Below are 19017 nucleotides of genomic sequence, written 5' to 3'. Positions count from 1 at the left end.
TTTGTTCCTGATTTTCCTCTTTGATTTCGGCATTATACTTCGAATACTAGTATCCCATTCAACCGCATCGTTTATTGCCCAATCTGCAGACCATGATGTATGGTGACAAAGGCCAAATATGGCGTCACGGTGCATCAAGATGTATTGATAGAAACCCGTGACGGTACGAAGCTCGCAACCGATATCTATCGCCCTTCTGATAAGAAGACCAATGCACCGATTGACGAGCCGAAGCCGGCACTTCTCGTACGCACACCGTACGACAAACGCGATCGACAGCGTGTCGAGAACCAAGGGAACTGGTATACGAAGCGAGGATACGTCGTCGCTATCCAAGACGTTCGCGGCCGGTACGCGAGCGAGGGCGAATTCTATCTTCTGATAAATGAGGCCGAGGACGGCACCGATACGGTCGAGTGGCTGGCGGAGCAACCATACTGCGACGGACAGATCGGGACGATGGGAACTTCTTATATGGCTTGGGTGCAGAACGCGCTGGCGACTCAAGATCCATCGCCATTATCGGCGATGTTCGTCAACCAGGGCGGCGCGAACGCGTGGAAAGCAACCCTCCGACACAATGGGACATTCGAACTCCGGTGGCTTACGTGGGCGCTGACTATCGGCGGTGGATTCGCGAAACAGGGGCTTGAAGATCCGGACATACAACGCCGGCTCGCTGACGTCGACACTCGGGACGTTCTCGCTAACGAACCGGTGACGCCCGGCCAGTCGCCTCTACGGTACATCCCAAACTACGAAAAATACCTCTTTGACTACATGAGCACACCCGGCAATGACGAATTCTGGACATCCCCGAGCATCAACTTCGAGGCACATTACGACAATAGCGCTGATGTACCCACCGTATACGCTGGCTCCTGGTACGATTCCTACGCCAAGGCGACGTGCGATAACTTCGCTGCACTCGCATCACGCAAAGAAAGTGATCACTTCCTGATCATGGGTGCTTGGACTCACGGTGGCCAATCGACGTGGACAAAACCGTACGCCGGAGAGACGGCTTTTGGCGATGAGATGACTCGGGACTACCAGGAAACGAAGCTCCGGTTCTTCGATCATTATCTCAAAGGAGAAGATGCGTGGAACGAACCCAGGGTGCAGTACTTTCAGATGGGAATCGGCGACGGCTCCGCAACGACGGAAGGTCGACTCTTCCACGGTGGAGAGTGGAAGGCTGGAAGTGATTGGCCAATGCCGAACACAGTATTTACCAAGTACTACGCCCACGGAGATGGCAGTCTCAAACCGGAGCGTCCGACCGACACGAACTCGTCCACGACCTACGAATTCGACCCACGAAATCCCGTTCCGACTCTCGGCGGGAACTGCTCATCGTACTATACCTTCGAACCCCGGGAGGAGTCAATCGAGGATCTCGCTTTAGAGAATCGACCGACGGTGAGTATCACCGGTCGCGGTGGCTACGACCAGAGAATTCGGCCAGCGACGTTCGGGGCAACGCCGCCGTATGGGCCCATAGCGGAGCGCAACGACATCGTCGTATTCCGGACACCTCCGCTGACTAAGGCAGTTGAGCTCGTGGGCCCGATACGTGTTCGCCTCTACGGGTCAACTGACGCACTCGATACGGACTTCACTGCGAAGCTCATCGACGAGTATCCAGCGACCGCGGATTTTCCTTCTGGCTTCGCTCTCAATCTCACAGACTCTATCTGTCGAGCACGGTATCGCGGCTACCGAACTGATCCTGACTTCGTTGAACCTGACGAAATTTACAAGTTCGAGATGGAGCTCTATCCGACGGCGAATGTCTTCAAGCCAGGCCACCGAATCCGCCTTGATATCTCGTCGTCAAATTACCCGCGATACGACGTCAACCACAACACGGGGGGTGACCTCTACGGCGACCGCGAGTACGCCGTCGCGACGAACACCGTTTACCACGAAACCGACTTTCCTACGCACGTCGAACTGCCGATTCAAACAAAAGAGCCAGAAGCAACATAATTCTTCGACGATATGTTCTTTACGGACTTGCAGGCGAGAAAGTCTCGCCCTTGAAGGCGGGGAGGATGTCAAAAGCACCTATCCTTCGATCTCATCTTCGACCTCGCCGAGAATGTTATAGAATTGCAGGCGAGAAAACCCACGACTGAAGTCGTGGGAGCATGTCACGGACAGTTGTTTTCACACTCACTTTGCCTGCTCGTGATGAAGCATGAGTAGATCACATTGATAGAGCACGATGGGTCGGCAGAAGAAGGAAGTTAGTCCTGCGTATCTCTCGTTACTTTTCATTCACTTTCAGGCACCGCATAACAATAGGTGTGGCGGCCATTGAAACAATTGCGAGCGTCGCACTGAACGCGGTGCCCGACAGTGGACGCTCGACCACAGATAAGCACGTCGCGCTACGACTGGTATTTCGCCATAGGGTACGTGGGATGGTCCGTTGCGTCCCACGTTGCCACTTTCCCGGGGGTGCCGGGCGGGAACGGGTAGCTTGTTGGTAGAAGCACCATCGCTATGTGATGGTTCTCGCATGGGTGATGGCGGCCACTTGGTGGCCCCGGTGGTTCGATTCCACCCCCGTTCGTTTTGCCGGAAAGGGACATAGTCGAAAACGTTAGCATAGTATGCTAACTCACATATGAAACGGTCACTCTGTCAGCGATACTCGTCGATATCGAGGACGGCCTGCACCGCAGGATGGGTGTGGTCACGGTCGTTCGACACGAGTGCCGCCCCGAGTTCGCGCGCGAGGCCGACGACCACCGCGTCAATCCCGGTCAGCTGCGGTGCTTGTCCCCCTGCCTCCTCGGCGACGTCGATGGCGGCGAGCGCTGTCTGTTTAGTGATGGGCGCAACTGTCGCCCACTCCAGTGCCTGCCGGGCGCGTGTGACGGTGAGGTCGCCTATTCCATAGACTGCGCCCAACAAGAATTCGATTTGACATCCTCCCCGCGCTAAAGCGCGAGGATTCCCCCGAGTTGGGATATTACGGTTCGCGGGTAAATGGGGGATGAAATCACGAACTCGTCGGAGGAATTCGCTTCGAAATACGTTTTGGTGACGGGATGGCCGCTCTCGTAATCCGTCAGAAAACTGCCATCGAGAACCTTCATGTGTCAGTCGCGCGCCTCACGGTCGGTGGATTGGCGCTTACTCAACTCGTCGATTCGCTTCCGACTCTCTTGCTTCCCGGCCGCGTGAATCTCTTCGACGATCTCGCGCTGGTCGGTCCCTTCCCAGATTCCGAATCCAGCAAGCAGGTCGCGTTCGTCCGCGAGCAGGCGGCCAATCACGTCATCGAAACTTTCTCCGGCGCGCCGTCGCTGAGCAAGGCGTTCGTAGTACTCGAGCGAAACCCGGATGTGTTTGTCGGCAGTGTCGCTCATCGTGCACAGTTTACGTTTGCGTAATGCTTGTGTTGCTCACCCTCGGCAGTCTCGCAGGATCGCCAAAAGTAGTCTCCGGCGACGGTGGCAGTTCTACGTCCTTCCCTGGCACTTTTCTTTCACTTTCAGGCACCGCATAACAATGGCCGTGACGACCATTGGAGCAACTGCGGGTGTCGCGCTGAACTTAGTCCCCGGTGGAGACCTCGCTCACACATGAGCACGTCGCGTCACGATGGGTCTCAAAGTCATGGTTGGCGTGGGGGAGCCACTTCACCGCTCTCCTACGATTCCACCTCTCGGGGGAGTTCCGGGGCGTGAACGGGTTGCTTGTTGGTAGAAGCACCATCGATGCTTCAACTCGTGTTGTCGATGGCGGCCACCGTAGACGATGTGGCCCCGGTGGTTCAATTCCACCCCCGTTCGTATTTTGAGGAACAGGTACATCAGACCTCGAAGTTAGAATATAGTACTAACCACATTGTCGCGCTTGTTCAACCCTCTGTAAAGCAGGTCAGGGGAACAGAGGGAAAGGATGGGGGGGAGCGCGTTGATCGAGGACCATTTTTGACTGATGGAGATCCGTCCAAGAGGCTTTTCGTTTCGATGCGAACAGCTACCGTTTCTTCTTCGAGTCGGTAGGGTACGGTGGGGTGAGGACGTTCGACTGAAGGCGTGAGATGATCGAATCAGGCATGGTTGCAGGTGAACTCATTGCAGTCTACGTGTGAATCTGCACATGAAACGAGTCGCACGCGCGTCTGACGAATACAGGATATTTGTGTGCCTTAGAAACAAATGCAAACACAACGATCGTATGCTGGCTTGGTTGGCGTTTTACTTAGAGTGGTTCTTTCCAATCACCAAAAATCCATGAAACAGATTCAAAGACCCGCCCTTCTAAGAGAAGCGCAATTCCAATAGCAAAGATAGCGACTGGGGCAAGTAAGAAAGTAATAATTTTGACGATAATCTGCTCAGAGGCCATAAGCCAGGAGTTCGTTTTGTTATTCAGTTGCTTTTGATATCCCATTATACTGATCAAGAATAGTTGCTGATAAATATTTTCTGTTTTAGCTTCACCTTCCTTTATTCTACAGTAATACAGCGAGAGTGCCGCGAGGCTTGACCTCGCGGGTGTATCGCGTGATCTTTAGTAGCGTTTCTACCGTGTTTAGAGCTACAGTTGGACGAGTTAACGGCCTTAATTCGCCGCAACTGTATGCAGTTGCGGAGGAATGTGGCTCTCTCAAACCCATTTCTTCGGCGTGGTGCGACGGACGCCATCGAGCCGTGATGGCGCGGCCGATCCTCACGGACACACCGAGTGTTCGGGTATTACTTCCAGACGACCTAAGGGGAGTCCGAGCGGAATTAAATTCGCTTTCGTCCGTCCATTTCTGGACGATACGGACAAAACGGTGAAGCCTCGGGGCTTATCCTCGAGGTACTTCACGAGAAATGGTACAAGAAGATACCTAGCCAACTTTGATGTTTTTATGTCCGTTCACTCCACCCCCATCTTTTGTTTCTACATCGATGTACGCAATGAAGTGGAATTAGAACCACTGGAAACGTTGATCCACAGATGAAGTTCTCGATAGGCAGATTTCTGCGATGGATTTGGAGGTACACGATCTTTATACAGCAAGTACTGGAGTCGCAGACGGTCACCCGCCATAGTGGGAGCAATAGTATGCTGTTTCCGCCACGTAGAATTCTCTCCAAGAGTGGTCTGAAATCGCTTTAACTCTTGTGTGTTCTGAACTCGCGTCGTATTATTGGCAACTTCAACTCGCTGCAGAAGAACTACGACGGTATATGACTCACGCTGGTGTTCATGGTTACTGATACCGACGTAGAGCGGTTTGCTTTCTCCTTGTGTGAAATTAGTTGGATAATCATCGGCTACAAACTGACCACTATCATTCTTTGTTAATAAGTAAAATTCGGAAAATGATTCTCCTTGATTTGGAACACTGACTACATACCCAACACTTCCGACTGCAAGGAGTAATGCAATCACGAGCACTACATTAAGTGCTGCATCGGTCTGCGTTTCTGGCTCTACAAGTTCTGTTTTGGTTGCTGCCAGCCAATGTTTGTATTGCACACGGAAGCGCTCATCCTCGGGAAGGTTCCACCGACGAACTGCAGCAAACGCAGTCATACAGAGAGTAAATCCACTAAGGCTGAGCAATACAGGTACCAACCGAATTCCCCAGGGCGTGAAATTCAGAATTAGGCCAATAAGAGGTACAATTGCAATGCTTGTTCCGAAGGAGAGAGCTACACGCTCAAGGTTATCGATTCCAGATCCCGGGCGAGGGATAGTACCTCTAGTGGCTGAGTCAGTTTCTCTTTCTTCTAGAGTGTTTCCTGACGATACTCCTTCCGGGAAGAGAGCTGCGATAAATGCATAGCCTGGTGGAAAAAGAACGAATATTAAACCAACAAATGCACGAAGGGGTGTGGAGTTCAGACCAGGAATCAAGACTACTGCTAACGTGAGAACAACAAGTACGCCAATCGCACTTAAATCGGCTGGGAGTTGACGAATCGGGCGAGGAAGGAGAAGCCAGGGATCGACATCACGAGCCATTCGCTTCTTTCTGGGTTGTTCTCAGATAAAAACTTCCCGGAGTAGAAAACAACTGATGTGAGGACTTCTAAGAAATTTCCAATCTAATCAGTTTCCGTGGCGCGTCCACTTTCGATGGTCCATTTCGTGGTCGATGAAGGCAATACAAATTGACAATCTTAGAAGATAAACTAGATATGACGGATATTATATTCTGTCGGCAGTACAGCGGGCGAGTGCTCCATAGAGCCCGATTTCATCACCCTGTTCAGTAATTTTGATTGTCGGTTTATCGACATAGAGAAAGTCGTCTACATATGTTTGAATGCCCTCTAAGATTGTTTGTTGGTTGTTAAGTGCGACACCGCCACCAAGGGTGACAAGACCGGGATTGAATGCATTGCAGAGAACACCAATGCCCACTGCGTTATAGCGGGCAATCTGGTCTAGATACGCTTGTGCAACTGTATCGCCAGCGTCAGCAGCGATGAAAAGATCACGCGCTTTAAGATTTGAGATATCTTTGAGTATTGTTTCTCGGTTCTCCGTTTGGAGCCGGTGGGTAATGTACTCAGGTATTCCCCGGCCTGAACAGAGAGCTTCCCATGCCCCTGGGACTCCGAAACTGTCAAGTTCGAAGGTTGGAGCAACTGGAAAAAGTCCAACTTCTGCGGCTTGTCCAGATTCTCCACGCAAAAGTCGCCCTTGCTCGACAACACCTGCACCGATACCCGTTCCAAATGTAACGTGTGCAACACAGTTATACGGCTTGCCAGCACCGAAGTGCCATTCACCAAGTGCAGCTGCAGTACAATCATTCTCTAAAAAGACGGGCAGGTCAAATTTGGAACGAATTGTACTCCTAAGATCAATGTCATGAACTGCAGTTCCATGTTTAGTGTCCAGTTCCTGGAGTATACCGGCCTGATGATCAACAAGGCCTGTACAAGAGATTGAAACTGCAGAAATAGTCGCTGGAACGATCTGATCCAATTGTCTAACCGCATCGACAATCTGTGTCTGTAGGGCGTTTGGTTGTGTTGACTCGATTTTTATATCAGTCAGAAACTTCCCTGAAGATGTTCCTACAGCATACCGAAAATGGGTGCTTCCAATACCAAAAACAGCGATGCTTTCCATGCCTGTACTGCAGAAGACCTCCGTTTAATCTTTTTCTTTATCAACCAGAAACCAGAACTGCTACTTCGTTTAAGATACTAAAGTACCGTCATAGATACCACAGCGCGGATACCCGCGACTTTAGGTGCGGGAGGAAGTGCGTACGCTTGACTACTGTACTACCGTTTTCTGCCGGGACGACATCCGGTCGTATATTAATCTTTATAAACATAGTCGTTATATATGATGTATGGAGGTCAGGCGAACTGTTCAAGTCAAGCTTTCTGTGAGCGAAAGCGACGCCGACCTTCTTCACGAGACGATTCGACAGTTCCGGTGGGCCGCCAACTACGTCGTTTTGAACGCACGAAACGACGACGGCTACGTCGAAACGAGCAAAGGCAAACTCAACAGCCGCACGTACGACGACGTTCGTCGTGAAACGGACCTTCACGCGAATCTTGTTCAAGCGGCACGAAGCCGCGCGGCAGACGCGTTGAAATCCGTCGTGGCAAAGTGGAAACGCGGAAAGAACGCGAGCCTTCCGTACTTCTCGTCGCTGTTCCTCGAATACGACAAGCGAAGTGCGACGTTCCACGACGACTACGCGTCGCTTGCGACTGTTGACGGTCGAATCACCGCCGACTACGTGTTGCCTGACGACGAACGCGAGACTCCACATTCGGAGTACCTCTTTTCCGATGACTACGAGACGACCGGCGCGACGCTTCACTACCGCAAAGCCACAGACGAGTTCTACCTCCATGTCAGAACAAAGGCTGACGTGGACGCTCCCGAACCACGCGAGAACGGAACGGTTCTCGGCGTGGACCTCGGGGTCGAAAACATCGCCGTCACTTCGACCGGCATATTTTGGTCGGCCTCCGAACTGGACCACTGGCACCGCGAATTCGAAAAGCGTCGTGCGTCGCTCCAACAGTGTGGGTCGCGTTACGCTCACGAGAACATGCAAGCGGTCGGTCTGAAAGAGACGGGCCGATTCAAACAGCTCTTGCACCGCGTTTCGAACGAACTGGTTGATGAAGCCGACGAACGCGGCTGTTCGCATATCGCCTTCGAGGACCTCACGGATATCCGCGACCGGATGCCCGGCGCGAAACGGCTTCACGCATGGGCGTTCCGCCGCCTTTACCGGTACGTTGAGTACAAAGCCGAAGAACGCGGGATTTCGGTTCAGCAGGTGAATCCAGCGAACACGTCGCGTCGGTGTTCGTCGTGTGGGTTCACTCACGAGGACAACCGTCCGTCGCAGGACACCTTTGAGTGTTTGAAGTGTGGCTATGCAAACCACGCGGATTACAACGCGGCGAAGAACATCGGTTTTAGACTCCTTGGCACGCAAACTGCTGGCGAAGGAGGCGCACCCGTAGGCGTGCGCTTGAACACCGGGATGATGAACGCGAACGGCGTTACAGCCGTACCAACGTTGTTAGAGCGGGAGTCCATGGTGAATGCCACGGCCGTTAGGCCGTGGTAGCTTACTCGTTCTTGGATTTGGTCGAGCAGGCGGTTGAAGTGGGATATGGCCAGTATTCGAGTTACTGAAATCGAAGTCCAATCGTTGCAGATCGAACCAGATCACGTTTACTTACTCGTGTTAGTGTCGCCGACCGAAGTGCCGTGCGACGTAGTGCGTCAAATCAAGGGCCTCAGCGCCCAGCGGCTGTAGAACAACTACGGCCTACTGATGAGGAAACTGTATTGAGGCGGTGAGTGTTGGGAACGATCTTACTACGTGAGCACTGCCGGTACAGTGAGCGCAACGACTATCAGACAGTACACCGACCGAACAGAACACGTTTATTCATTGTCGGCAAGGACCCAAGATTGGGTCTCAGAGGCATTCTGCCTTGATTTCTGTAGAGCCGGTCGGTAGTAAGACCATAACAAAGAGAGATTCAACCGAAAATCACTCCCAAGGAATCCTGATGATCAGCACAAAAATCACTGCCCGTTTTGCGGCACTGACTCGCCATTCATTACGACTCTCTTTGGAGGCGGTACCTGATGGTTGATGACGAAACATTCGAGATGATAGTTAGTCGTACAGGATGGGTTGAGATACGGAATCCGGATGATAGTGACCACCAGTGGTTGATGGCAGATACAACCGTCGAAGTTCGACAATGATTACCCATAAACGCAATTCTTGATAAGAATGATAAAATTCATCTTCGAATAATAGTATACAATCCTTGGGATTCCACCGTATCGGGGGAGATTTTTGACATCCGTTCGGGTGCTCTATTGAGCATTTTCACGACAGAATGTAGAAATCCGAGTATTTAGGGAATTATTGAGAAGGTTAAAGATATTGACTAGTAGTCATAACTCACCTTTCCAATGCTTTTCCTGTAGGGTATCGAGGTGTGATCGTACAACCCCAAGCGTAGTTAGACCTGGATACGTAGTCGAGAGTTCAGAATAAATAAGTCGCTTAAGATATATACTGTTTGACTTACTACGCTGTTGGAGATATAGCTGATACTCATATGCAAGAGTATCCAGACGCGATGTAAGTTGCTCCAATTGAGTCGTTCGGTCATCAAAGGTGTTTTCAGGCTTCTCAATCTGGGCAAATTCCTCCGTGATCTTTGCCAGATTCTTGTAGAGAGATTGCAACTGTGATGCTTCCTCGGAAAGTAGACTTAGTGTATTTCGCCGAGTTTCAGCTGACTTACGCCCAGCATTCCTCAGTTGTCCCTGAACGAAGAGCGTCCAGCTAATTCCTTGTGTAGTAAGTGCTGATACTATGTCTCTTCCGAATTCCTCCGTCATACTTTCGAGTATTTCAGTGTCTTCATAACTCTGTTTCCAATGCTCAACCGAGAAAATCTCATCGTGATATATTCCTTTAATTTTTTCAAGCGGTATGGTACTATTGCTGGTAGTGGTTATATTCATAGCAGGTGTCAAATTAGGGTGTTCTGAGTGTTCTGACTCTGGTTGTAGGTCATCAATTCGCTTGACAAAGGATTCAAAGGCGGCAATTTCGTCACGGAGGCGCTGCTGTTCCTTAGCGAGGGCAGTACGAGCTGAAGAAAGGGTATCTAGATTTTCAGTCATTATATGCGATAGGCTCCTATTTCTATTATATCCACCAATGTATCTCTGATACAAATACCTTGCTGCCTAATTTAAGATTACTATACAGTACTATAAGCTAGAAACGCCACTCTTTCGTGTATAAAAATTCTCATATGACTCGACAAAGCCGAGAAATCACCATACCATAATTCGCTATTTAGAAGCAATATTAAAAAGCGCCGTCAACTCATCAACTAAAAATCAAGGGTACAGTCACCAGTACATCCTAATGAGCTTCTTCCATTTTATCTGCATACTGATTTGCAAGCTCAACGGCTTGTTCTGCATTTTCCTGTGTTATTGAGGTAGTCGTGAATGTCGCTTGCTCGTAAAGCATTGTAAGCTGCCTGAGCCGTTCGATCTCTTGGTCAGTGAAGTCTTGGTCTTGGCAAAATTGATAAAACTCCCAGTGAGTACGGCCAGTCTCCGAAATCGTTTCATCGGTAGCTAAATAGTACTGACGACCAGTGGCATAGGCTGTTTCGACAGCAGTCTGCAGTTCATTTTCTGCTAATGCAGTTGCTGCTTGGTCAGCCCATTCCCGAATCGTTACTGCTTTCGTCTCTTCTGCCTCTTCTATGTCGGTGTCTGGGGCTAATTGATTTTCTTCTATTTTTGGCTCTGCCGACTCTTCCGAATCGGAAAACCAACCAGAACGCTGGATCGCAAAGCCGCCTATTGTGAGTAATACACCGACACCAGCAACTCCAGCCCACAATAGGAATGAATTGCTAGAGGTAGCTGGTTGCAGGCGAACGAGTGAACTTGCTTGGGTGGCATCGAGATTTGTCCCCTTCCCTGAATACACCGCAGACAGACGGACATGTGTCTTGTTTGTTGCTGCAAGTGAAGGGGGAAGTTGGACTTGTGAAGTATAAGTACCGTTACTATCAGTAGTTACAGTACCGACTTGCGATCCATTCGCACGGAGTATCACTGTCTGATTTGAAAGTGGCACTCCATTGGCGGTAGTCAAATTCCCACTGACCGAGAGGTTGCCTTGATTGAGGGTTCGACTCGTAATGTTTAGTGAAGTGTTTGTGGGATGAATTGTAATCGGGGCCCTCGTACTGGTGAACGCCAGTGCTCGATTCTGTAGGGGAACACTGACCTGGAGTTGACGGTTCCCAGCCGGAACTGCCGAAGAGAGATTTTCGGAAAGGGTGAAGCTGCCATCTTCTTGTGTTGTTGTATTTCCAATTACAGTCTTCCCACTCTTTACGATAACTGGGATTCCTTTGTCACCAACATCATCGACATGAACTCGCCCAGAGACGGTGATTGTTTTATTATACCGACCGTGTTTAGGACTCTGTGAAAGCGTGATCGTCGGTTGAGTCTGTTGGATATCTGCCTCGACTGTTGTATTTGAGCCGAGATATATTGACGATGCATTTGGTACATGATCGAGCGTTACTGATTGTTCACCAAGTGGGAGTACTGCTGGTCGGCCAGTAATCGTGAAATCACCATCTTCGTCCGTTGTCGTTACGTTAGTTCGATTCCCACCAAGTTGTAATCGAATCGTTTCATTTGAGAGTTCAGTCCCGTTTTCATCGACAAGTTCTCCAGTTATCGTAATTGGTTCTCGAAATGAAACCTCACTCGATTCGATTTCGGCTGAAATCTCCGTTTGTACGAATTCAGCGGAACGGACCTCTGCCGTTTGGTGAGTAACATTAGACGTTATCTTTTGTACTGTTTCTCGTTGTTGCGTGAGATCCGCGTCCGTCGAATTGGAGATGTCTTGATAATTGTTTGTTAGATTTCCGCTGGTGCGATTTATCGATGTTGAGAGATTATTGAGCCTTCGAGCCAAACTACGAGCTTTTTGATCATTCCCGTTTTTCTTTGCTCGTTGATATTTCTTGTAGGTTCGACGATATTTAGCTACTTTCGAAGAATATTTTGCTTGATTCTTTTTGGCTGACTTGAATTTTTTAATGCGTTGGTCATCTTTTGTTCCCTTGGTACGACCGGCCACATCGACGTACTTCCCCAGCAACTTATTGTATCGATCTCCCACTACTGAATCGGCGGCTTGGTATTCCCCTTGGCTTAATTTCACCGTGCTACTTTTTAAGCGCGATCCGAGTTGACCAGCCAACCACTGTTCAAGATTTCCTAGTTCTTCCTGTGACTGCACTTTTGATGGGTCCTTATGACGAACCTGAGTTGAATTGTTGGATGGGGTCTTTTCCTGGGGATTTCCCTCAACCCCAAGAGTGAGAAGGCCATGGTTTGAATGACCATCCGTTGAAGATGCAGTAGCGATAACAGGCGCTGAAAATCCACCTACAGTCAGGAAAAGAACCAGGAGGGCTACTCTTGAATTCGAGGAAATTTGAACCATACTTCCAAACTATGTCTGTCCTACGAAAAAATCTTTCTCTCCTCTACCCCATAATATTCAATTTCCACCATTTACATTAAAACTCTCTACTGACCTTTATATTCTCTTTTATTATTACTTTACCAAATCCGTGATATTGAATGCACCAAAGTATGGAATGTTAATTACTGGAGACAACGGATTAACGTTATAGGTACTCACACCATTTGATTCAAATATGGATGTGACGCGCCGCTATTGGGGTGGATGCGGACTAGTTTGTTTACTCGCTGGAGGCGCATGGATACTCAACAATAGTTTGCTTCTTATTGGTGCTGCCGGAGTCGGGAGCGCACTCATTTCGTCTCAATTGCTTTTCCTTTGGACGGTTGTCAGAATAACCGATGATTTGGATATTTCTCAAACACCGACTCAGGCCCAAGTAGCTGTAAATTCAAATGTCCAACTCACGATACAGGGAACTCTTTCAGCACCGACACCTGTGGATATTCAAATTGCTGTGCAACCACCACGGACAGCTACTGGAATTGCAGAAGATGAGACAATTGACATTCTAAACGGCGAACGGGAAGCAAAAACGACTGTTACTGCCCATTGCCCAATTGCTGAGCGTCTCCTGTTTCGTCCACCGACAGTGACTTTTACGGATCGCGCTGGGTTTTTCCGTTCTTCGTTCACACACGGAGAAACAGCGACTATCACCGTCACACCTGATCCACTCGGTGATATATATGTCGATGCTGGTGAGAAGAATCAGATAACTAGTCTGGGTGAATACCAACAGGGAGAACATGGAACAGGGCTCGACCCAGCGGAAGTTCGACAATATATTCCAGGGGATACGATTCAAAAAATCGACTGGAAAGTAACAGCACGTCTCCAAGAACCTCATGTTCGCGAGTTCGAAGCAGAAACCGATTTACAATCATACATTTTCTTAGACCAGCGTAAATCCATGTTTACTGGATCAGCGACTGCTACGAAATTCGATTACGCGCGACAAATTGTCTTAGCATATCTTGCAGATGCCCACTCAAGGGGAGAGCCGCTTGGCCTCAGTCTAATAAAGGAAGAGCAAATAACCAATTTTTCCCCAGGTGCAACCCAAGAACACTATTCTCGACTACGAACGCACCTCTACGACCGTACACAGCCTGAAAGTGCAACTCGTTATTCTAAAGTGTTCGAACAGCCCGTAAAGCAATTTACAACCTCGGATCAAAAAGCGACTCGCCTTCAGTCAGAGTCGTCGCAATTCGCACAAAAATTATTTCCTTTACTAACCACTCAGGGCGCGCGTATCCGTCATGTAACTGATGACCCACTCTATCGAACCGTTCGCTCTCAATTAAAAGCCACCTACGGCATTACGAGGACGGTACTGATCACAGATGATGTCGACCGGGTTGAAGTTTACGAGGCGGTTAAACTAGCACGGCAGCTTAGTGATTCTGTTTCGGTTTTTCTGATTCCGAATATTTTATTCGAGGAGAAGGGTATTGTAGAAGCCGAGGACGCATACCAACGATATATCGACTTTGACCAGTTCCGGCAATCACTCACTCAATTAGATGGGGTAATTGCATTCGAAGTTGGATCAACAGATACCGCAAACCACCTCCGTACTACGTCGGCGACGTCTCACGGACAGCGATCACCTACTCCCCCAGAACAATGAATTTAAACCGAACTTCAGCGTGGATAGAAGCAGGTGGAGTAGTTGTTACAGTACTTATCCTAGCCATCGCGCAAGGGTTTCCTGGCATTGTTGCCGGTGGATTGCTTCTTCTCTTCTGGTATACCTGTCCATCCCTGTATACAGTTGGCTACGGGCAAATCGCACTTGGCGCTCTACTTTTCCCCTCTGGAACAATAATCCAACTTGTGATTGCCGAAATAGGGTTACTATTAGTACTTATAGCGCCAGGTCTTCGTCTAGATCAACCACTTGCACGAACGCTCACGATATTAGGCAGCGTTATTATACTCGTTAGTGGTATACTCGCTGGCTTATCTTTGGATGTCAATCATAGTCAAATCGGTATTATTTTAATCTGCGTTCTTGGAATAGTAACATACGGAATGCATCGGTACGAACGGGTCGCTATGGGAGTAGTTGGGGAGTCTCATGAGTAAACAACAATTTACTGCAGACGATACTCAGGAAGATCATCCTGATACGAATTCTGCTGATTTAAATCGTGAAGAGCTTCGCGCACAAATAGACATTCTTTCTGAAGAAAATGATCGGCTCCGCAATGCATATCATCACTCAAAACAAAAGGAATATCGATATACCGCTATCGGCCTTGTAGGGATTGGTCTCCTTTGTACCGTGGGAGCAATCATCTTTCCAGACTCTCAGCAAGTACTTTTTGCACTAGCAGGGTGTGGTCTCTTTGGTGCAGTCCTCACCTATTTTTTGACGCCTGAACGTGTGATCCCAGCGTCTGTTAGTGAGCGAATTTACTCGGCCTTTGCACTGAGCAATTCTTCACTGAGTACCGAATTAGGACTCCAAGATGAAGCCATCTATATTCCATCTTCGACATCGTCAGTGACATCATTCGCCGACGTGCGTTTGTTCCGACCGCAGCATACGGAGTACCAACTTCCAGCGGATGACGAGCTTACCTCTACTCTTGTGGTGACAGAGAACGAATTGAAGCATGGTCTTTTACTCTACCCAACTGGAGCGGCGCTACTGCAAGAGTTCCACCACATGACTGATGAAATGCCATCAGAGCCAGGTAATCTTGCAGATCAGCTTACAGAGTCGCTCACCCAAGGATTTGAGCTAGTTGGTGCAGCAAACGCAGATTACGTGGAAGGAGAGGATCATGTTACAATTAGTATTGCAGAGAGTTCCTATGGATCAGTGACTCGGTTTGATCATCCTATCCCTTCCTTTCTGGCGACTGGTTTTGCAGTTAGCATGCAAACGCCAATTAGCGTCGAAACAGTCGAAGTAGAAGATGATCGATTCGACTACCTGATCACATGTACGTGGTCAAACGCCTAGCCAACTCTCCGGCTAATTTCTCTCCTTCTTTTCTGTAAGATAGAAAGTGGCAATTGGATTGATAGTTCATTCAATAACAAAAATGGCTCCTCTGGAGATCTTTGTCATCTAGAGAAACGGACCAGAGGGAAACCTTGAAATTTGCCATTGTCAGGTTGTGATTTCTAGCCTTCAGGCAGTTGGTAACTTTCCCGGTTGTACTCATGATGTTAGAAGAAGGAAAAAGAGATGGGATACAAAAAGGTACTCTTGACACAGTGGACACGCCGCGATTGGTTAACAGTACTTATTATTGCCGTCACAGCAGCGTTTCTCGTCGGTACAACATTGTTGCTGTCCGCTGCGGGTGCACAATCAGCAGCACTGGCAGGGAATTATGACAACTCAATGGTTGTTGAACACTCTGATTCATATACCAAAGCCCAGCAGACTGCGGCCAATAGTGATCTTGTATTCCCAACTACGACGGTAATACGAAATGGTGAAAAACAATATATCGTCGGTGTACCAGCTAACGCCCCGACCGAACTCACACAGCTCTCTGTTTCATGGCGAAAAGCATCGATTCCCCGACCGCCAGCGAATGGATTACGGGGAACCGTTTCTACACCGACGCAGCAACAACTCCAAACGAATGACGGTCGAACGCTCTCGGTACCAGTCGTACCCTACACCTCGACGGATTCAATCTTTCCCCATTCATGGTACGTTGCTAATCCTTCTACGGTCCAATCGCTTGGTGACACAGATGCGTTGATAATTCGGACAAATGTGTCAAACAGCAGCGGATGGAAGCTCCTCCCGCAACAAGGAACAGTGAGTCCTTCGCTTTTCGCCTACTTTCTCGGAGGGATGCAAGAAGTCCTGCGCGTCCTTTTTGCAGCAACTGCTGGTGCTGCTGTGCTCATTCTCGTCGTATTGTATAACGTGACAAAGATGAGTGTCCGAAGTCGCCTCAAGACAATTGAAGTGATCCGATCAACTGGGGGCACTTCACGACGAATTATTGGCATTTTTGCTATTCGAGCTGGTACCTTAGCCCTTGTCGGTTCGCTGCTTGGGTACGCACTTGGTGTGATCGTCACACGAGCAACAGTGAATATCGCGATTTTCCTCGGCCTATCGATTTCACTGGAGCCAGCGGTTACACCGTCAGTTGCACGGATATTGGTGCCAATGCTGCTCAGTTTAGTCGCTGTTGGTGTTCTTGCAGGGATTTTAGCAGCGTGGCCGACGATAACGACTCCACCGTCTCAAATAGCACAGTCATCGGGAACAAAACAAATACGCGATTCATGGTTAGGATCTCTTGAATCTCGACTTCGGCCGCAGTTACTCGACTGGCGAGCCATAATCCCTGCTACAACTACGTTGACTGTCTTTGCAGTGATTGTGCTTCTCTCTGGATCACTTCTCGGTGTGCTTGCTCCACTCACAACAGCTTCCTCAGGGACAGTGACGGAACCTGGAGCACCATATCCAATGGCGAGTCGAATTGAAAGCCAATATGCAACGGAACTTCGAGACCAAGGACTCAATGCGAGCCCAGAGGTTATCGTTGCGCAGGTCGCTAATGGAAAACCATACCTCGCTCGTGGGGCGAATTATACGGCATTTGCTGCCGTTTCAGATGCAACCTTGATCAAGGGACATCCACCGCGTTCAAAGGCTGAGGCAGTTATTGGGCACGATCTCGCTCAAACACTCGGTATTGAGGTTGGCGAGTCAATCACCCTTGGGGGAAGTACCTCACCCGCAGTTACCCGAGTTACAATTGTGGGTATCTATCGTGCTCCGGGGGTTTTAGATGATCAGCTGATTTTCCCCCTTGCAACTGCTCATGATCTCTCGACAAAGCCTGGCGTTGTCCATTTCATTCGTACGTCGGGTGGAAACCCTGATCTTCAAAAGGGACAGGCAACCGGAGCAGGGACGCAACAAGTGATTACAAGTGGTGTCTCTGCCCCAAACGAAACAATCGTTGGCGAACCGACACCGATCTCAATCACGCTGCAGAATATCGGCTTTCAAACGCAGACTCGCCAAGTGACGGCCACGCTTGGCAGTGCAACTCAGCAGCGCTCTGTGACACTCCAACCAGGCGAGGAAACTACAATTCGGATGAATCTCAGTGTCAACACTGCTGGCAAGTACACGTTGCATGCTGGGTCATACTCGCAGCCAATCCAAGTGTATCAACAATCACCGCTTGTGCTTCCGCTTGTACCACAGCAAGCACCACCAGGGTCCACCGTTGCCATTCCCGTACAAACGGTGACTGGCACAAATGTGTCTGGTGCAACACTCCAAATAGGGGACACAGCGACCCAGACAAACGATCGGGGGATTGCACTTGTGACGCTTCCAGAGACACCAGGTACCTATAATCTGACAGCGCGTAAAGGTAGCCGAAGTAATACAACACAGATTCTGATCACCCCGAATGCTTCACGACAACTGTTTGCTGATGTGAAGGTGATACCACAGAAGGCGAGTGTCTACACACAACCTGAAGCGAAGGTCACCGTTATCAACCCATGGGGGACGAAGCTTACACGGAATTTATCACTCGTAACACCTGCTCAAACGACGACTCGAACGGTGACTCTCCAACCATATAATATGAGTACAATGCCCGTCACATTAGGAAAGACGGATTCAACGGATCGTCTTGCTCCAGGGGACTACTCTGTTCGGGTTGTATCCGAGGGTCAAACGCTGGCCACAGATTCTTATGTTATCTTGGGTGACGACCGGATTGGCTCAACACTCGCCCAAGATACGCAGTATTCTGCTGGTAGTGGGATTGGCCAAGCTGTTATGCGGATATTTGGGAACTTCAAATTGCTCTTAGCAGGCATGATTATCCTTGCTGGTGTCACAACCATCGGAAGTACGACTGCAACGTTTGCACAAGTGGTGCATGCCCGTCGACGAGCGGTTGGCATCCATCGTGCCACAGGCGCTTCTCGTTGGCAGGTCCTTCGATTACTCCTTAGCGATGTGTGTCGACTATCAATTCCTGCGACGATCGCTGCCTTGCTCTGTGCATTTGCCATTGTGTCTGGTATGGCGATAACAGGTATGCTCACAATCTTTGGAATCCAACTATCAGTCACCACGTCGTTGTTCGTTATTGCAAGCACTGGAATTGGTGCACTCTTCCTTTCTTGCATCAGTGCAATGCTAGCTGCCCTCCCGTTCCTCACGACAGAGCCCACCAAGTTACAATCAGAAAGCGATGTGAAAGCGCCGATTCACAACACTTCAGTAGATGACAGTGAGGGGCAGTATCCAAAGGTAGAACGAGACAATGACGAGAAAGCCGAAGAAAGTACAGACTTACAGCAGAATAAGCCCTCCACTTCTGATTGAAGATTCTTCGTCTAATTGATTTTTAATGACGTGACAAAGGACAATTGAGATCGAATTCGACATAGATTCAGCACCA

The 19017-nt window shown here is 49.3% G+C and carries 14 protein-coding genes; 7 read left to right on the top strand and 7 right to left on the bottom strand.

The features are described 5' to 3' along the window. Positions 1–99 precede the first annotated feature (99 nt). Positions 100–1992, top strand: coding sequence for a CocE/NonD family hydrolase (locus tag LIX00_RS25625; RefSeq protein WP_227357508.1), 1893 nt, complete (start codon positions 100–102; stop codon positions 1990–1992). Between the two features lie 660 nt (positions 1993–2652). Here the strand turns inward: LIX00_RS25625 and LIX00_RS25620 are convergent. The 5 genes from LIX00_RS25620 to LIX00_RS25600 form a co-directional block, all read right to left on the bottom strand. Next, positions 2653–2922 carry a PIN domain-containing protein gene (locus LIX00_RS25620; protein WP_227357507.1) on the bottom strand — a complete coding sequence of 90 codons (270 nt, stop codon included), beginning with the start codon at positions 2920–2922 and terminating at the stop codon, positions 2653–2655. Positions 2923–3113: 191 nt separating this feature from the next. Next, positions 3114–3383: an antitoxin VapB family protein gene (locus LIX00_RS25615; protein ID WP_227357506.1), complete on the bottom strand. Its 270-nt coding sequence runs from the start codon at positions 3381–3383 to the stop codon at positions 3114–3116. A gap of 841 nt (positions 3384–4224) precedes the next feature. Then, the gene (locus LIX00_RS25610; RefSeq protein WP_227357505.1) at positions 4225–4416 is read right to left on the bottom strand and encodes a hypothetical protein; all 192 of its coding nucleotides are present in this window, start codon (positions 4414–4416) and stop codon (positions 4225–4227) included. A 498-nt stretch (positions 4417–4914) separates the two neighbouring features. Further along, a complete protein-coding gene (locus LIX00_RS25605) occupies positions 4915–5985 on the bottom strand; it encodes a DUF1616 domain-containing protein (RefSeq protein ID WP_227357504.1) in 1071 nt (356 codons plus the stop codon). Positions 5986–6171: 186 nt separating this feature from the next. Further along, positions 6172–7104, bottom strand: coding sequence for an ROK family protein (locus LIX00_RS25600; RefSeq protein WP_227357503.1), 933 nt, complete (start codon positions 7102–7104; stop codon positions 6172–6174). Between the two features lie 229 nt (positions 7105–7333). Between LIX00_RS25600 and LIX00_RS25595 the strand changes: the two genes are divergently transcribed. Beyond that, on the top strand, positions 7334–8581 hold the full coding sequence (locus tag LIX00_RS25595) for an RNA-guided endonuclease InsQ/TnpB family protein (protein WP_227357502.1): 1248 nt from the start codon (positions 7334–7336) through the stop codon (positions 8579–8581). A 45-nt stretch (positions 8582–8626) separates the two neighbouring features. Then, positions 8627–8773, top strand: a complete 147-nt coding sequence (locus tag LIX00_RS26230; protein ID WP_227357501.1) for a transposase — start codon at positions 8627–8629, stop codon at positions 8771–8773. Positions 8774–9429: 656 nt separating this feature from the next. Here LIX00_RS26230 and LIX00_RS25585 read toward each other — a convergent pair. Continuing rightward, positions 9430–10170, bottom strand: coding sequence for a DUF7260 family protein (locus LIX00_RS25585; RefSeq protein ID WP_227357500.1), 741 nt, complete (start codon positions 10168–10170; stop codon positions 9430–9432). 247 nt (positions 10171–10417) lie between these two features. Beyond that, positions 10418–12544 carry an MSCRAMM family protein gene (locus tag LIX00_RS25580; RefSeq protein ID WP_227357499.1) on the bottom strand — a complete coding sequence of 709 codons (2127 nt, stop codon included), beginning with the start codon at positions 12542–12544 and terminating at the stop codon, positions 10418–10420. Positions 12545–12761: 217 nt separating this feature from the next. Here LIX00_RS25580 and LIX00_RS25575 point away from each other — a divergent pair, with 217 nt between their 5' ends. The 4 genes from LIX00_RS25575 to LIX00_RS25565 all read left to right on the top strand — a co-directional run bounded on the left by LIX00_RS25575 (position 12762) and on the right by LIX00_RS25565 (position 18941). Then, positions 12762–14222: a DUF58 domain-containing protein gene (locus tag LIX00_RS25575; RefSeq protein WP_227357498.1), complete on the top strand. Its 1461-nt coding sequence runs from the start codon at positions 12762–12764 to the stop codon at positions 14220–14222. After that, positions 14219–14680, top strand: coding sequence for a DUF8163 family membrane protein (locus tag LIX00_RS26610; RefSeq protein ID WP_497007361.1), 462 nt, complete (start codon positions 14219–14221; stop codon positions 14678–14680). Before LIX00_RS25575 ends, LIX00_RS26610 begins: the two co-directional genes overlap by 4 nt. Then, positions 14673–15566, top strand: a complete 894-nt coding sequence (locus LIX00_RS25570; protein WP_227357497.1) for a DUF7982 domain-containing protein — start codon at positions 14673–14675, stop codon at positions 15564–15566. Before LIX00_RS26610 ends, LIX00_RS25570 begins: the two co-directional genes overlap by 8 nt. Before the next feature lie 228 nt (positions 15567–15794). Further along, entirely contained in the window at positions 15795–18941 is a 3147-nt protein-coding gene (locus LIX00_RS25565) for an ABC transporter permease (protein ID WP_227357496.1), read from the top strand. The last annotated feature ends 76 nt before the right edge of the window (positions 18942–19017 follow it).

Source organism: Haladaptatus salinisoli (assembly GCF_020614375.1).
Lineage (GTDB): Archaea > Halobacteriota > Halobacteria > Halobacteriales > Haladaptataceae > Haladaptatus > Haladaptatus salinisoli.
This window is presented reverse-complemented; position numbering and strand designations above follow the sequence as displayed.